General features: G+C 70.1%; 14 protein-coding genes. 8 read left to right on the top strand and 6 right to left on the bottom strand.

The window, feature by feature from the left end; all coding sequences use genetic code 11:
- Position 1: 1 nt before the first annotated feature.
- The 4 genes from CKO41_RS11820 to CKO41_RS11805 all read left to right on the top strand — a co-directional run bounded on the left by CKO41_RS11820 (position 2) and on the right by CKO41_RS11805 (position 3,390).
- On the top strand, positions 2-820 hold the full coding sequence (locus tag CKO41_RS11820) for a DUF4412 domain-containing protein (RefSeq protein WP_200253317.1): 819 nt from the start codon (positions 2-4) through the stop codon (positions 818-820).
- Between the two features lie 58 nt (positions 821-878).
- A complete protein-coding gene (locus CKO41_RS11815; protein WP_200253319.1) occupies positions 879-1,511 on the top strand; it encodes a nucleotide-binding protein in 633 nt (210 codons plus the stop codon).
- A 344-nt stretch (positions 1,512-1,855) separates the two neighbouring features.
- Positions 1,856-2,386, top strand: coding sequence for a hypothetical protein (locus tag CKO41_RS11810; protein ID WP_200253321.1), 531 nt, complete (start codon positions 1,856-1,858; stop codon positions 2,384-2,386).
- An 89-nt stretch (positions 2,387-2,475) separates the two neighbouring features.
- On the top strand, positions 2,476-3,390 hold the full coding sequence (locus CKO41_RS11805) for a 5'-nucleotidase (protein ID WP_200382385.1): 915 nt from the start codon (positions 2,476-2,478) through the stop codon (positions 3,388-3,390).
- A 2-nt stretch (positions 3,391-3,392) separates the two neighbouring features.
- Here CKO41_RS11805 and CKO41_RS11800 read toward each other — a convergent pair whose 3' ends face one another.
- Together CKO41_RS11800 and epmB are read right to left on the bottom strand one after the other, a co-directional pair.
- Positions 3,393-5,489: an EAL domain-containing protein gene (locus CKO41_RS11800; RefSeq protein ID WP_200253325.1), complete on the bottom strand. Its 2,097-nt coding sequence runs from the start codon at positions 5,487-5,489 to the stop codon at positions 3,393-3,395.
- Between the two features lie 116 nt (positions 5,490-5,605).
- Positions 5,606-6,598 carry an EF-P beta-lysylation protein EpmB gene (epmB, locus tag CKO41_RS11795; RefSeq protein WP_420826476.1) on the bottom strand — a complete coding sequence of 331 codons (993 nt, stop codon included), beginning with the start codon at positions 6,596-6,598 and terminating at the stop codon, positions 5,606-5,608.
- A 53-nt stretch (positions 6,599-6,651) separates the two neighbouring features.
- On the opposite strand from epmB, the gene efp reads away from it, so the two are divergent.
- Together efp and epmA are read left to right on the top strand one after the other, a co-directional pair.
- Positions 6,652-7,224 (top strand): elongation factor P, encoded by a 573-nt coding sequence (gene efp / locus CKO41_RS11790; protein ID WP_200253329.1) that lies wholly within the window; start codon positions 6,652-6,654, stop codon positions 7,222-7,224.
- Positions 7,208-8,194, top strand: coding sequence for an EF-P lysine aminoacylase EpmA (gene epmA, locus CKO41_RS11785; RefSeq protein ID WP_200382384.1), 987 nt, complete (start codon positions 7,208-7,210; stop codon positions 8,192-8,194). Before efp ends, epmA begins: the two co-directional genes overlap by 17 nt.
- A gap of 115 nt (positions 8,195-8,309) precedes the next feature.
- Here epmA and asd read toward each other — a convergent pair whose 3' ends face one another.
- The 3 genes from asd to CKO41_RS11770 are packed head-to-tail and all read right to left on the bottom strand — an operon-like array spanning position 8,310 to position 10,990.
- The gene (gene asd, locus CKO41_RS11780) at positions 8,310-9,212 is read right to left on the bottom strand and encodes an archaetidylserine decarboxylase (RefSeq protein ID WP_200382383.1); all 903 of its coding nucleotides are present in this window, start codon (positions 9,210-9,212) and stop codon (positions 8,310-8,312) included.
- Entirely contained in the window at positions 9,209-9,790 is a 582-nt protein-coding gene (locus CKO41_RS11775) for a hypothetical protein (RefSeq protein ID WP_200253335.1), read from the bottom strand. Before CKO41_RS11775 ends, asd begins: the two co-directional genes overlap by 4 nt.
- Positions 9,791-9,808: 18 nt before the next feature.
- A complete protein-coding gene (locus CKO41_RS11770) occupies positions 9,809-10,990 on the bottom strand; it encodes a pyridoxal-phosphate-dependent aminotransferase family protein (protein WP_200382382.1) in 1,182 nt (393 codons plus the stop codon).
- A 621-nt stretch (positions 10,991-11,611) separates the two neighbouring features.
- On the opposite strand from CKO41_RS11770, the gene CKO41_RS11765 reads away from it, so the two are divergent.
- Both CKO41_RS11765 and CKO41_RS11760 read left to right on the top strand, forming a co-directional pair.
- Positions 11,612-12,286 carry a cysteine hydrolase family protein gene (locus CKO41_RS11765; RefSeq protein ID WP_200382381.1) on the top strand — a complete coding sequence of 225 codons (675 nt, stop codon included), beginning with the start codon at positions 11,612-11,614 and terminating at the stop codon, positions 12,284-12,286.
- Positions 12,287-12,452: 166 nt separating this feature from the next.
- Positions 12,453-12,983 carry a L,D-transpeptidase family protein gene (locus tag CKO41_RS11760; RefSeq protein WP_200382380.1) on the top strand — a complete coding sequence of 177 codons (531 nt, stop codon included), beginning with the start codon at positions 12,453-12,455 and terminating at the stop codon, positions 12,981-12,983.
- 26 nt (positions 12,984-13,009) lie between these two features.
- Here CKO41_RS11760 and CKO41_RS11755 read toward each other — a convergent pair whose 3' ends face one another.
- Positions 13,010-14,536: a sensor domain-containing diguanylate cyclase gene (locus CKO41_RS11755; RefSeq protein ID WP_200382379.1), complete on the bottom strand. Its 1,527-nt coding sequence runs from the start codon at positions 14,534-14,536 to the stop codon at positions 13,010-13,012.
- Positions 14,537-14,812: the final 276 nt, after the last annotated feature.

Here is a 14,812-nt window from a genome sequence, read left to right as displayed (position 1 = left end):
TATGTCTACGAGATGGCGAGAGCTATTGTCCTGCGGCGGTTTGGCGGTCGGTCTGACCCTGGGGCTGTCGTTCGCGTCGACCGGGGCGGTCGCAGCGCTGGCGAACGTCCCCTTCTCGGCCGAGATGGTCAAGCATGGCCCGGATGGGGCGACGACGACGGGGCGCATGTACGTCGGCACCGATCGGATGCGCGTGGAGATGTCGCAGCAGGGTCGCACCATGGTGCGGATCGTCGATGAGGGTCAGCGGACCGAGTGGATCCTCTTTCCCGAGGAACGCCGCTACATCGAGCATGCGACCTCGCCGACGATGGACGATGCCCCGATGGCCGGTGCCGACGCCGAGAGCCCCTGCGCGGACATGCCGGGACTCGTCTGCCGCAAGCTCGGCCAGGAGACGATCGCTGGCCGCTCGGCGACCAAGTGGGAGATCGGCGGTTCTCATCAGGGGCGGGACTTCACGACCACCCAGTGGATCGACGACGAACGCGGCATCCCGCTCCTGCAGGAGTTGCCCAACGGGCAGACGATCCGGCTCGCCCCGGTCGGGCGCGAGACGCTCGATGGGCGCGAGGTCGAGAAGTGGGAGATGGTCGCGAGCGGGCCTAACCGGCCGGAGTCGCGCACCTTCCAATGGTACGATCCAGAGCTCGAACTCGTCATCCGCCAGGAGTTTCCGGGGGGTATCGTCAACGAACTCAGGAACATCGTTGTGGGCGAGCAGCGCGAGGAGCTCTTCGTCGTGCCGTCTGACTATACCCGCATGACCCCGCCGCCGGGGGCGATGGGAGGGCCGTCGAGCGGCGGCCCGATGCGCTGAGCGGCCTTGGCCAGGCGCCGCCCTGTCGAGGGCGGCGTAGACTTCGAGAGGAGAGGCGATGATCACGGTCGTCGGGAGCCTCAAAGGCGGCTCCGGGAAGAGCACGGTATCGTTCAATCTCGCCGTCTGGCTGGCGATGGCCGAGGTCGGGGTGCTGCTCGTCGATGCCGATCCGCAGGCCACGCTCAGCGACGTGCTCCAGGTCCGGCGCGAAGAGGGCTACCAACCCGCGCTGCAGGCGGCGGACAAGACGGCGTTGACCGCCGAGCGGCTCGCCGCCGCCGATGAGATCCTGATCGATGTCGGCGCGGCGGACATGGAGGCGATGCAGGAGGCGCTCAGGCTCTGCGATCGGGTGGTCGTGCCCGTACCGCCGTCGCAGGCCGACATCTGGTCGATCCAGCGCTACATCGCGCTGATCCAGGCGCTGCCGAGACCGCAGGCGCCCGAGGTGCTGGCCTTCATCAATCGCGGTGACACCCACCATGCCGTGCGCGAGACCGCCGAGGCGGCCGCGGCCCTGGTCTCGCTGCGCGGCGCCCGGTTCGTGCGCCCGCGGCTGTCGCAGCGCACCGTCTTTCGCCGCTCGTTCAGCGAGGGGCTGGCGATCTTCGAGCTCGACCGGCGCGGTAAGGGGACGCGCGAGTTCCTCGCCTTGGCCGCGGCCCTCTATCCGAATCTGGTCGGCTGAGATCGGCTCGCCGGGGGGCACCCCCGGGTGGGGTCGGGGCATGCCTCGTGTCGCCCATGAGAACCTGCGGTCGGACGCCCCTCGGTGCGGACGAGGACGCGAGGCGAGGCGCCGGCTCGCTGTGCCGAATGACGTCCGACGGGAATCTTCGAGGTCGCCCGCGATCCAATGTCCATGCCGATCGTCATGACGCCCCGGTCCCTGAGGGGCGTAGGATGCGATCGGCGATGAACCGCACCGGTCGCGATGGCGCCCGACGCGAAGCGGGGATTCGCCCCTCGCCGCACCCTGCACGGTAACCCCAAACGGTCGAACGCCGTTTCCAGGTCGAAGGCTGCTGATCTATGGCCGATCAAGAGAACGCGACTCGAGGCACGCAAGCCCAACCGAGCCAGCCCGGGGCGGCGACCGCGGCCGCCAACAGCGAGGCCGAGCTCAATGCCTATGCCATCGAGCGGCTCTCCCAGGCGTTCGAGACCAGCGCCAAGCGCTGGGAACTCATCGTCTACCCGTCGCTGTTCGCCTTCATCATCCTCGCCGCCTACGGCTTCTATTTGGTCTTCAGCCTGGCCAAGGACGTCCACTACCTCGCGATCAGCGTCGATTCGAACATGACGGTCATCGCCAGCAACATGCAGTCGATCTCCGAGAACATGGCCCAGATGAACCGCGACATGCGGGCCCTCACGGTGAGCGTCGATTCGATGTCGCAGGACGTCGCCACCCTCGAGCCCATGCTGACCACCCTCGACACGATGGAGCACTCGATGCGCGCAATGACCTTCTCGACGGCGGGCATGCGCGACGACATGGCCGTGATGAACCGCAGCATCAGCCAGCCGTTTCAGTTCATGAACCGGGTCATGCCCTGGTAAGTGGCCTCGTCGATGTCGTCCGTGTCGCCGTCCGTGCCACCGCGGCGCGCATCGCTCCCGGGCCGGCGGCCCGAGCAGGCGCACGGGTCGTGAGCGAGTCCGCCGCGCCGCGCCTCAGCCTGGTCGTCGCGATCTCCTCGCGCGCCCTGTTCGATCTCGGCGCCTCGCACCAGGTCTTCGAGACCGACGGGGTCGACGCCTACTGCCGCTACCAGATCGCGCACGAGGACGAGCCCCTCGAGCCGGGCGTGGCCTTCCCGCTGGCGAAGAAGCTCCTGACCCTCAACGCCCAACTCAGCGAGCGCGGCAAGGTCGAGATCATCCTCCTCTCGCGCAACAGTTCCGACACGGGTCTGCGGGTGTTGAACTCGGCCCGCCACCATGGACTCGACATCTCGCGGGCCGCCTTCGCCGGCGGTAGCAGCCCCTATCGCTACGTCGCGGCCTTCGGGGCGCATCTGTTCCTGTCGACCGATCCGAACGACGTGCGCCTCGCGCTCGAGGCGGGCTGCGCGGCCGCGACCATCCTGCCCCATCGTGCGGCGCGGGCACGGGCCGACGACGACGGTCCGCTACGCATCGCCTTCGATGGCGATGCGGTCCTCTTCTCCGACGAGGCCGAGCGGATCTTTCGCAACGAGGGGCTGGACGCCTTCAATGCGACCGAGAGCCGGGCGGCGCGCGAACCCCTGTCGGCCGGGCCGCTGAAGGGCTTTCTGCTCGCGCTCCACCAGATCCAGACCCTGTTTCCGGCCCGCGATTCGCCGTTGCGCACGGCCCTGATCACCTCGCGCGGGGCGCCGTCGCACGAGCGGGTGGTGCGGACGCTGCGCGCCTGGAACATCCGCATCGACGAGGCGCTCTTTCTCGGCGGGTTGCCCAAGGGGGAGTTTCTCAAGGCCTTCGCCGCCGACATCTTCTTCGACGATCAGGAGGTCCACTGCGATGCGGCGCGCCTACACGTGGCCACCGGCCACGTGCCGCACGGCATCGCCAACGCCTGAGGTCAGTCCTGATTCAGGCCGAGTGCGGTCGAGGGGCGCTGGAGGAAATTGCCCTGGACGTAGTCGATCCCGGCACCCCAGAGCACGGTCAGCGTGGTGGCGTCCTCGACGCCGGTGACGATCGTCTTGGCGTTGAACTCACGGGCCAGGTTGGCGAGGGCCTGTAGCCGCTGCTGCTTCGGTGGATCGTTGCTCAGGCCCTGGGCGAAGTCCGGGGAGAAGAGGACGAAGTCGGCCTGCAGCGCCTGAAGCAAGAGCTCCGGTTGGGGGTCGTGGCCGAAGCGGCTGATCGCGATCCGCGCCTTGATCTTCTTCAGCCCGTCCACCATCCGGGAGAGCTTCGCCAGATGGTGCCGGGCGTGGATCTCCTGGAACTGGAAGGTCAGCCAATTGCCGCGCGCCTCCTGCTCCCGCAGCCGGTCGCAGAGCCAGAAGAGCAGGTTGCCCTCGTGGAAGGTCTCCTCGGCGAGGTTGATGAAGAAGTTGATCTTCTGGCCCTGCTTGCGCTGCTCGACGACCTCTGCGATCGCTTGGGAGACGACCCACCGATCGAGCGCCTCGATCGAGCGCGTTCGCACCGCCGGGCCGATCAATTCCCGGGCCTCGTGCAGCCGCTGCTGCTCGTCGATCAGCCGCACGAAGACGCTGTAGTTCTCCTGGCTGTCGCCAAGCAGGCTGACGATCGGCTGGTAGACCAGGAGCAGCCCGTCGCGCCGCAGGGCCTCGTCGATCATCTCGCCGATCTCGCGATCGGCCGCGTCCGTGGCTGTCCGGGCGTCCTCGTCGGGCACGTCGGGCCGGTCCCCTTCGGGCGCCTCATCGGCGCTCGGGGCCAGCGAGAAGGCATCGGCGTAGGCGCGGTCGACCAGCTCGGGGAAGTTCGCGCCGGGGCCGTCCACGAAGACCAAGCCGGTCACGCAGTCGGGCTGGGCGGTGTCGCGGTCGGGCAAGGTGATCGGTAGGCGCAGCTCGCGGCGTACGGCGACGGCGAACTGTTTGGCATCGCTCGGGTCGTCGGCATCGACGACGAACATGAAGGCGTCGTCGGCGAATCGGGTGAGCAGGCCGCCATCGGGGACCATGCGGCGCAGCGTGGCGCCGAACTCGGCGGCGACCTCGAAGCCGCGCGTCAGACCGACCGCGCGGAGGATCTCGGAAAAGCCGGGGATGCCGATGTAGAGGATTGCGAACCGGGCCGGTTCTCCGCTCTCGATCCGCGCTAGGCGTTGGGCGACGGCCTCGACGAAGGCGGCGCGGTTCGCCAGACCGGTGTCGGCATCGGTCAGGGTCTTCATCTGCCGGGCGATCAGCCGCTCGGTCTCGCGGACGGTCAGGCGCGCTGCGGCGCCCTCCTCGTCGTCCTCGCGGGTGATGACCAGGGTCGCGGGGAAGGTGTGCCCATCGGTGTGCCGGGCGGAGACGGACAGTTCCCGCGTGATGGGCGGTGCCCCATCGGCCACCGGAGGTCGCGTGAGCAAGTCGCGCAGCGCCTCGTGGTGTTCGGCGGCGACGAGGTCGAACAGCGGTAGGTCCGCGAGCGCATCGCCCGCGGTAAGGCCGAACAGGTGCCGGTAGGCGGCGTTCGCGAAGGCGTGTCGGCCGTCGGCGTGCACGAAGGCGAAGGCCTCCTCGTTCGTCTCGGCCAGGTCCCGCACCCGCTGGGCGCAGCGTTGCATCCGCGTGCGCGCTCGGGCCAATTCGTTGCGGGTGCGCAGGTCCGCCACCTCGCGGGCGACCACGAGCCGGAGGCGCTCGATCTCGTCTCGCGCGACGAGATCCCGGGCGCCGGCGCGCAGGGCGCGCAGCGAACCATCCGCATCCTGGTCTCGGTCGCCCAACAGGATCAGGGGCACATCGCCCCCGATCTCCTGATAGTGTTCCATCAGGGGGTCGAGTTCGATCTGCGGGTCGGAGAGGCAGCAGAGGATCAGGTCGACGGCCACCTGGCCCTCGGTGAGCTCGGCCAGGCGCTGGTATCGGTCGGTGTAGATGCCGCGGGCCGGCAGGCCGCCATCCCGCAGGGCCTGGACGATCTCCCGGGCCTCCTGGGCGCGCGAGGTGAGGATGAGGAGATTGACGGTGGGCGATAACGTGGACATCGGGCGATCATCTGGTCCCGGTCAGGGTTGGGTGCGCGCGTCCGTCGGGCTCATGGTCATTCCACTATCGTGCAGGAAAAGAGGTCCATAAGAAAGCGGCGCGTGGCGTGTGGCGCTCAAGCGATCGGTGTCTTGCTTGGGCGGCCGACCTCTTCGCGCACGAGCCTCGGCACGAGATAGCCCGGCAGCCTGGCCCGCACCTCGGCGAGGAGGTGGCCTGCCCGGCCCGTATCGACCTCGAAGTGGGCCGCACCGCGGACCCGGTCGAGCAGGTGCAGGTAGTAGGGCAGGACGCCGCACTCGAACAGGGCCTCGCTCAGCGCGATCAGGCGTTCGGTCTCGTCGTTGACGCCGCGCAGCAGGACGGATTGGTTGAGCAACTGGACCCCGGCCTCGCGCAGCGCCGCCAGGGCGGCCCGGGCGGCCTCGCCGAGTTCGTGCGCATGGTTGGCCTGGATCACGACGAGGGGGCGCAGGCGGGTCGTCGCGAGCAGTCGGCAGAGGGGGCCGTCGACCCGGTTCGGCAGCACGACCGGCGCACGGGTGTGCAGGCGCAGGCGGCGCAGGTGCGGGATGGCCTCGAGGGCGTTGACGAGGCGCGTCAGCCGACGCTCGTCGAGCAGCAGGGGGTCGCCGCCGCTGAGGATCACCTCCTCGATCGACGGATCCGCGGCGATGGCGGCGAGGGCCGCCGCGGTGGCGTCGCGGCCCGCCGTCGCGCGCGGATATGGGTAGTGGCGGCGGAAGCAGTAGCGGCAGTGGATCGCGCAGGCGCCGGTCGCGATCAGCAGCGCCCGGCCTGGGTACTTGCGCAGCAGCCCCGGGGCGCACTGGGCGGCGCCGTCGCCGACCGGGTCCTCGCCGAAGCCCGGGCAGGGCGCGAGTTCCTCGCGCCGCGGCAGGACCTGGCTCAGCAGCGGGTCATCGGGGTCGCCGCGGCGCATCTGCGCGGCGAAGGCCCGCGGGACGAGGAACGGGAAGTCGGCAGCGGCGTCGTTCGCCACGGTCGGCAGCGCGGCCGGATCGAGCCCGAGGTACCCGAGTAGTTCGCTCGGGCGGGTGAAGGCGCCGACGAGGTCCCGTCGCCATTGAGGTATCTGACAAACCACGCCGCTTCGCGCTAACATTTCCAGATTTGGCTCCACAGGAAGATCAAGACGAGATGGCAAGCTACAGTACCAACGAATTTCGGGGCGGGCTCAAGATTATGCTCGATGGGGACCCCTATACCATCGTCGAGAATGAGTTCGTCAAGCCCGGCAAGGGCCAGGCCTTCAACCGGGTGCGGGTGCGCAACCTGAAGACCGGGCGCGTCGTCGAGAAGACTTTCAAGTCAGGCGAGTCGGTCGAGGCCGCCGACGTCGTCGAGACGGCGTTGCAGTATCTCTACAACGATGGCGAGCTCTGGCACTTCATGGATACGGCGAGCTTCGAGCAGATCACGGCCGATGCGGCGGCCGTCGGCGATGCGGCCAAATGGATCAAGGAGCAGGACATGTGCAACCTGACCCTTTGGAACGGGGTCCCGCTGAGCGTCGATCCGCCGAACTTCGTCGTGCTGGCGATCACCGAGACCGACCCCGGCCTCAAGGGCGACACCTCGGGCGGTGGCGGCAAGCCGGCGACGCTGGAGACCGGTGCCGTGGTCCGCGTCCCGCTCTTCGTGCAGACGGGCGAGCTGATCAAGGTCGATACCCGCACCGGGACCTACGTCTCGCGTGCCAAGGAGGAGTGACGCGCACGACTGGCGGCCGAGCGCCGCGCCCGCGGCACTGCGCGAGCGCGCCGCCCTGCTGACCCGTCTGCGCGGCTTCTTCGCCGCGGCCGGGGTCCTGGAGGTCGAGACCCCGATCCTCTCGCGGGCGGCGACCAGCGATCCGGCGCTCGCGAGTCTCGCGAGCCTCTGGCATGGGCCTGGGGAGGCGCGGCCGCTGCATCTGCACACCTCCCCGGAGCTGCCGATGAAGCGCCTGCTGGCCGCCGGCAGCGGGCCCATCTACCAGATCTGCAAGGTCTTCCGCGACGGCGAGCGCGGCCGCCTGCACCATCCGGAGTTCACGCTGCTGGAGTGGTATCGCCCGGGCTGGGACTATCGCCGGCTGATGGTGGAGGTCGCCGACCTGGTGCGCTGCGCCCTGGGTGAGCCGGAGCGACCCGTCGAGGAGATCGCCTATCGCGACCTGTTCCGCGAGCGACTCGGGGTCGATCCCTGGCGCGCCGACGCCGCCGAGCTCGCGCGCACGGCGGCGGCGCGGGGGATCGGCGGTGCGGACGGGCTCGCCCTGGAGCGCGACGGCTGGCTCGACCTCCTCCTCACCCATTGCCTGGAGCCGGCGCTCGGCCGAAGCCGGCTCACCTTTGTCTACGACTACCCGCCGAGCCAGGCGGCGCTCGCGCGCCGGCGCGACGGGGCCGTGCCGGTCGCCGAGCGCTTCGAGCTCTACCTCGAGGGGGTCGAGCTGGCCAACGGCTTCCAGGAGCTGACCGATGGCGACGAGCAGCGGCGGCGTTTCCTCGCCGACCTGGAGGTGCGCGCGGCGGCCGGGCTCGCGATGTCGCCGCTCGACGAGGCCTTCCTCGACGCGCTCGCGGCCGGGATGCCCGAGGCGGCCGGGGTCGCCCTGGGTGTCGACCGGCTGCTGATGTGCCGGCTCGGCGCGCGCCACATCGACGAGGTCCTGGCCTTTCCGATCGAGCGCGCCTGAGGCGTCGGCTCAGGGAAGCGCTGAAGTATTCAGCGCTTCATGAAGGAAGTCGGAAATCGCGCTGTCGACCTCCGTGCTGATTTTTGGCCAGGGCGGCCAATAAATCAGTGTCTCCTCAGATCGCCACGTCGGCCCCGGTCGTTGCCAGGTGGCCGAGCGGCTCGCCCATCCGTAGCGGCGCCCCGGGCGCGAGCCCCTCGGCCCAGCGCACGGCGCCGGCCGGCAGGGCCAGGATCACGGTCGAGCCCATGTTGAAGCGGCCCATCTCGGCACCGCGCGCGAGTTGGACTGGCGGCTGCGCGGCGCGGTAGTCCCAGCGTCCGAGCGTGCGCCGCGGCGTCGGCGTCACCTGGCCCGACCAGACCGTCTCGATGCTGCCGACGAAGAAGGCCCCGACCAGGATCATCGCGAGCGGCCCGACGGCGGTGTCGAAGACCGAGACCACCCGCTCGTTGCGGGCGAAGAGGCGCGGGATCAGCCGGGTCGAGGCGTCGTTGACGCTGAACAGGCGGCCAGGCACGTGGTACATGGTGCGCAGCGTCCCCGCGAGCGGCATGTGCACCCGGTGGTAGTCGCGCGGCGAGAGGTAGACGGTCGCGAAGCTGCCGTCGGCGAACTCGCCCGCCAGGGCCTCATCGCCGCCGAGCAGGTCGCCGAGCGAGAAGGCGTGGCCCTTGGCCTGGTAGAGCCGCCCGTCGGTGATCGCGCCGTGCTGGCTGAGCCGGCCGTCGGCCGGGCAGAGCAGGGTGCCCGCGGGGCCGAGCGGCCGCGCCTCGGGCCGCAGCGCGCGGGTGAAGAAGGCGTTGAAGCTTGGGTAGGCGGCGGGGTCCGGGACCTGCGCCTCGTCGATGTCGATGCGGAAGCGTCGCGCGAAGCCGCCGATCAGGGCGCGCCTGAGCGGTGGCCATTCGCTGCGCGCGAGCCGGTACATGAGGGCCGTGAGGCGGTGGTGCGGGAGCACCCGCTGGCCGAGGACGAAGAGGCGCTCGGGCCAGCGCGGCGAGGGGTCGGTGGTCATCTGTGTCCTTCGTCGATCAGGAGGCGCAGGTCCTCGGCGATGCGCGCCGGGGCCTGGGCGGCGGGGAAGAGGGCCGTCAGCCGGGCGTCGGGGTCGATCAGGAACAGGGCCGGCGGCGCCTCTGCGTCGCCCGCCCCGAGGGCGATCCGCCAGCGTGTGCGGTCTGCGTCGTCGCCGGCGAGCTGGTGAAAGGCCGGCGAGAGGCGCGCGAAGTCGCTGGCCGGTCCGCTCGTTGCGGCCGGGGTGATGAGGAGGAGCTGCAATCGTGCGCGCAGTTCGGGACGATCGGCGAGGCGGTTGTAGACCTCGACGAGTCGGCCCATCTCGGGCGCCTGCGGGTCGTCGGCGAGGACCGTCAGGGTCCAATGGCCGAGCAGCGTCGGCGCGCCCTCGGCCGGCGGGCTCGCGAGCGCCTCCGGCAGGGGGCGGCTCGACGCAATGCGCACGCCGGCGATGGCCGCGGTCTCGCCGGCCTCGTCACGGTGGCGGCCGCCCCACTGGTAGGCCAGCACGAACAGGGCGATCGCCGCGACGGCGAGGACGAGGCGGGGGAGCGGCCCGCGGCGGCCGGCGGCCATGGGCGGCACCCGAGGCCGTCAGCCGAAGAGCTGGCGGTGCACGGCGACGAGGGCGCGGTCGAGGTCCCCGATGTGGCCCAGATCCCGCAGCACCGCGCCGAGACCGGCGAGGCACAGCATCAGGTTCTCCGGGCGGCTGCTGTGGCCCATCAGGCCGATGCGCCAGACCTTGCCGGCCAGGTCGCCGAGCCCGGCGCCGATCTCCAGGTCGTACTCGGCGAGGAGTCGGGCGCGTACGGTCGCATCCTCGATCCCCTCGGGGATGGCGACGACATTGAGCTGCGGCAGACGCTCACCCTCCGGCACGATCAGCTCGAGTCCGAGGGCCTCGAGGCCGGCGCGCAGCGCGCGGTGGTGGCGCGCATGGCGGGTCCATGCCTGCTCGAGCCCCTCCTCGCGGAGCATCAGCAGCGCCTCGTGCAGGCCGTAGAGGGCGTTGACCGGCGCGGTGTGGTGGTAGGAGCGGCGCTGGCTGCCGTCCCAGTAGCCCATGACCAGATTGAGGTCCATGAACCAGCTCTGCACTGGCGTGCGGCGCGCGCGGAGCCGCTCGATGGCGCGCTCGTTGAACGAGATCGGCGCGAGGCCCGGGGTGCAGGAGAGGCACTTCTGCGAGCCCGCGTAGACGGCATCGACCCCCCAGTCGTCGACCTGCAGTTCGCAGCCACCGAGGGCGGTCACTGCGTCGACGATCGTCAGGCAGTTGTGGCGATGGGCGATCTCGACCAGGGTCTCGACGTCGGAGCGGGCGCCGGTCGAGGTCTCGGCATGGACGAAGGCGACGACCTTGGCGTCCGGGTGGGCGCGCAAGGCGTCCTCCAGCTTGTTCGGATCGATGGCCCGACCCCAGGGATCGGCGACGACGACGGCCGTGCCGCCGATGCGTTCGACATTCTCCTTCATCCGCATGCCGAAGACGCCATTGATGCAGACGACGACCTTGTCGCCCGGCTCGACGAGGTTGACGAAGCAGGTCTCCATCCCGACCGAGCCGGGGCCCGAGATCGGCATCGTCAGGCGGTTCTCGGTGCAAAACGCAGAGCGCAGCAGGTCCTTGATCTCGTCCATCAGGGCGATGAACTGGGGGTCGAGGTGGCCGATGGTCGGGCGGGCCATGGCGGCGAGGACGCGCGGGTGGACATCGGCCGGCCCTGGGCCGAGGAGGGTGCGGACACGGGGCTCGAAGCGGGTATTCGACATGGGGAGATTCGCGTGGGACAGCTGGGCGGAATGTGGCCAAAAGTATAAGGTTCGGTCCGCGCCATCAGCAACAAGGGCCGGGCGAGCGCATCCCAGGGTCGATCCGTTCGGCCGGGCCTCCTTGCCCCGCCACGGCGGATCCGTTCCGATCCGCCGGCGTCGCCTGCGCCGATGGCACGGCCCGTAGGTCGGGTTAGGCGCGCTGGCACGGCGGTTGGGTAAAACAAAGGATTGCGCGCGCCGTAACCCGACAGGGGCCTCGGAGGGCGCCACGGTGTCGGCCGTCGGGTTACGCCCCCGCGGGGGGCTAACCCGACCTACGGGCCGCGGCGCCGTGCGAGGGGCGGGGTTGGGCGCGCGGGGCTAACCGGACCGCGTGTGCCGCGCGGTCATTGGCACGCCCGTGCGGGATGGGCCTCCGCGGCCGCCGTCTCGACCGCTGCGAGAGGCGAGCATTCGCCTGCGCACCACCCAGTCGGGGATCGACCGCCAACCTTTCACCCTCAGCGAAGAAGGCCGCAGAACGGATCAGCCTTGGTCGCGACGGGCCGGCGGGGTGACGGGGCCGGTGGGATCTGGCACATTGCCCAGGTCGAGCCGACCGCCTCAGAGGAGTCCGCGATGAGCTGGAAGACTGCCTACCGCTCCTTCTACTACGAGGGCGCCCCGGAGCCGGACGACCTGGTCCTGCCCCCGGCCGAGACGGCGCTCCTGTGCATCGATGTGCAGAACTACGGGATGGAGCCGCACGCCGATCCCGACGAGCGGGCCCGCTGGGCGCCGTTTCACGAGCGGATGCGCGGCACCCTGATCCCGCGCCTGCAAGCGTTGCAGGCGAGCTTCCGCGCCGCCGGCATCGACGTCATCCACGCCCGCATCGCCTGCCTGCTGCCGGACGGGCGCGACCGCTCGCTGAGCCAGAAGCGGCCGGGCTGGAACAACCTCTTGATGCCGCTCGATACGGAGGCCTCGCAGATCATCCCGGAGCTCGCGCCGGCGCCCGGCGAGATCGTCGTCACCAAGACCACCGACAGCGCCTTGACCGGGACGAACCTGCGTCTCGTGCTCGCGAACATGGGCATCCGCCACGTCGTCGTGACCGGCCTCTACACGGACCAGTGCGTCAGCTCGACCGTGCGCAGCCTGGCCGACGAGGGCTTCGATGTCGTGCTGGTCGAGGACTGTTGCGCCGCCGGCACCGACGCCCTACACCGTCACGAGCTGGAGATCCTCAACAGGATCTACTGCCAGGTCGTCGGCAGCGCCGAACTGCGCGCGATGATGGGGCTCGACTGAGGGCGTGGCGGCTGCGGCGACGGGCCGGGGCGGTCGGCGGCGGGGTGGCGCGAACGGGGCGGCCCCGCCCCAGCACCAGACGAAGCGCCCGGCAAAGGGGCGGACGCGGCCGCCGGCGAAGGTCCGAGCGAAGGGCGCTGGGCGCGCTCGCGCGGGAGGCATCCGGATGTCGATCATCGTCACCCTGATGGTGACGGTCGTCCTGGCCGGCGCCGTCGCTCTGCTGATCCGCTGGGAGAAGGCGATCCCGCCGCGGCTGGCCGCATCGCCGCCGCCGGCCGACGCGGTGCTGGTCGAGAAGGGCCGGCGTCGCCTGCACCTGCTACGCGACGGGGTCGCCTACCGCAGCTACCGGATCTCGCTCGGCGGTCGCGCCGAGGGTCACAAGGCCTACGAGGGCGACCTGCGCACGCCCGAGGGTCGCTACGTCCTCGACTGGCGCAATCCGAACAGCTGCTGTTACAAGTCGCTGCACGTCTCCTATCCGGGGCCGGAGGATCGCCGCCGGGCGGCCGAGCGGGGCCGCGACCCGGGCGGGCAGATCATGGTCCACGGTCAGCTGAACGGCTGGGGTTGGCTCGGCTGGTTCAACGTCTGGCGCGACTGGACGCACGGTTGCATCGCCGTGCGCAACGTGCCGATGGAGGAGATCTGGCGGGCCGTGGCGGACGGCACGCCGATCGAGATCCGGCCCTGAGGTCCCAACGGTGTGGGCCGTGCGGGCTAGGCGATGCAGTTGCGGCCGGCCGCCTTGGCGGCGTAGAGCCGTGCATCGATGCGGGCCGTTAGGTCTTCGAGGCCTTCGCCGCGGCGGTGCGTCGCGACGCCGATGCTGATCGTCGCCGGTAGCTCGGTGCCGGGGATGCGGACCTCCTGCTGGACCCGGCGGCGCAGCGCCTCGGCGATGCGCCGGGCATTCCCCTCGTCGCAGTCGGAAAGCAGCACGATGAACTCGTCGCCGCCCCAACGAGCGGCGATGTCCGTCGCGCGTCGGCCCGTTCGGGCGATCTTCGCGATGCGTTCGATGACTTGGTCGCCGGCCAGGTGGCCGTGCGCGTCGTTGATCTCCTTGAATCGATCGATGTCGAAGAGCAGCAGCGACAGGTCATGATCGAGGCGCTGCGCCGTGCTCAGCGCGTTGGCGAACAGGACCTCGAAGAACTGGCGGTTGAACAGTCCAGACAGCGGGTCGATGCTGGCCAGGCGCTCGAGACGGGACTGGAAGCGGTGGACGGTGAGGCCGCTGATCGCGAGGACGAGCAGCGTGATGCCACCGCCGATCGTCAGATTGACGTAGAGGGCGCGGCGCAGCGCCGCGGTCGTGGCCTGTTCGGACTCCTCGACGATCAGGTGCCAGGCGAGTTCGGGGATGTGGCGGTAGCGCACGAAGGTGCGCCCGGCCTCGCCCTGATAGGTCAGCGACCCCTGGTCGCCGGCGAGGATCTCGTGGGCGATGGCGGCGATCCCGGGCTCCTGGTGGATGTCGAGCCGGCCGACCAGCCGGTCGTCGCTGTGGCTCTGGACGATCCCCTGGCGATCGACGAAGTAGATGTCGCGGCCATAGCGTGCCTTGTAGTGCTCGATCAGTTGCGAGACGGTCGCCACGTCCAGGCCGAGGCCGGTGACCCCGATGAAGCGCCCGTCGTCGGCGAGGATCTTGTGGTTGACGAAGATCGTCAGGCGGTCGGCGGCGGCCTCGTTGGTGTCGATGTCGACCCGGTAGTGCTGCGGGTGGGCCTCCATCGTGAAGAACCAGCGATCCTTCGCGGAGGTCGGCGAGACCTCCTTGAGGGGCCCGTCGAAGTGGTAATAGCGGTACGTCAACGCCGAGACGACGAAGGTCGAGAACACCTCGTACTTGCGCTGGATCTCGCGCAGATAGCGGGTGACCTGCCGCGGGTCGCGCTCGCCGTCCATCATCCAGTCCTTGAGGAAGGTGTCGTGGGCCATCAGCGAGGAAATGTAGATCGGGCGCACCAGGCTCGCCTGGATCTCGGAGTAGATGTTGTCGCTGGTGAGCGGCAACTCGTGCTCGACGAGGGCGCGTTGCAGGGCCTCCTTCGAGACCTGATAGCCCGAGACCGTGACCGCGAGGAAGCCGGTCAGCAGGATGACGCCGAGCGCGAGGATCAGCCGGGGCGTGGTCTTGAACGCCTGGTGCCCCCGGCGGGGCCTGGGGCGGACTTCGGCGAGGCGGCGCCATCCGCGGCGGATCGCCGCCGGCGCCCGAGTCGCTTGCCTGTCGCCCATCGCCGTCTCTGGGCCGATCGGGCTCGCCGACGGCCAAGTCGGGTCGGTCTGGCTTGGCTGCTTCGTCTGGTGCACGAGTCGTTGTCCATCCACGGGGCTTCGTCTGCGCGTGCCGCGGGGCCCTCGGTATGCCCTTGTATCGTGGGCGGCCGGTCGCGGTGTTGGCCGATCTTGACACCGTCGCGGGCACTTGTGAACTGTCGGGGTCTCGGTTGCGGAGACTGCGTCACGACCGGGGGGCTCGCCGGGGCCTCGTCGGGGCCATGGGGTGGCGAG

This window comes from Thiococcus pfennigii, assembly GCF_016583835.1.
Taxonomy (GTDB): Bacteria; Pseudomonadota; Gammaproteobacteria; order Chromatiales; family Chromatiaceae; genus Thiococcus; species Thiococcus pfennigii.
The sequence above is the reverse complement of the archived record's forward strand: the minus strand, read 5'-3'. Positions and strand labels throughout refer to the sequence as shown.

Bases quoted from the DNA above. Each gene is read 5' to 3' on its own strand.
- CKO41_RS11820 (WP_200253317.1), top strand. From the start codon at position 2: ATGTCTACGAGATGGCGAGAGCTATTGTCCTGCGGCGGTTTGGCGGTC.
- CKO41_RS11815 (WP_200253319.1), top strand. From the start codon at position 879: ATGATCACGGTCGTCGGGAGCCTCAAAGGCGGCTCCGGGAAGAGCACG.
- CKO41_RS11810 (WP_200253321.1), top strand. From the start codon at position 1,856: ATGGCCGATCAAGAGAACGCGACTCGAGGCACGCAAGCCCAACCGAGC.
- CKO41_RS11800 (WP_200253325.1), bottom strand. From the start codon at position 5,489: ATGTCCACGTTATCGCCCACCGTCAATCTCCTCATCCTCACCTCGCGC.
- efp (WP_200253329.1), top strand. From the start codon at position 6,652: ATGGCAAGCTACAGTACCAACGAATTTCGGGGCGGGCTCAAGATTATG.
- asd (WP_200382383.1), bottom strand. From the start codon at position 9,212: ATGACCACCGACCCCTCGCCGCGCTGGCCCGAGCGCCTCTTCGTCCTC.
- CKO41_RS11775 (WP_200253335.1), bottom strand. From the start codon at position 9,790: ATGGCCGCCGGCCGCCGCGGGCCGCTCCCCCGCCTCGTCCTCGCCGTC.
- CKO41_RS11770 (WP_200382382.1), bottom strand. From the start codon at position 10,990: ATGTCGAATACCCGCTTCGAGCCCCGTGTCCGCACCCTCCTCGGCCCA.
- CKO41_RS11765 (WP_200382381.1), top strand. From the start codon at position 11,612: ATGAGCTGGAAGACTGCCTACCGCTCCTTCTACTACGAGGGCGCCCCG.
- CKO41_RS11760 (WP_200382380.1), top strand. From the start codon at position 12,453: ATGTCGATCATCGTCACCCTGATGGTGACGGTCGTCCTGGCCGGCGCC.
- CKO41_RS11755 (WP_200382379.1), bottom strand. From the start codon at position 14,536: ATGGGCGACAGGCAAGCGACTCGGGCGCCGGCGGCGATCCGCCGCGGA.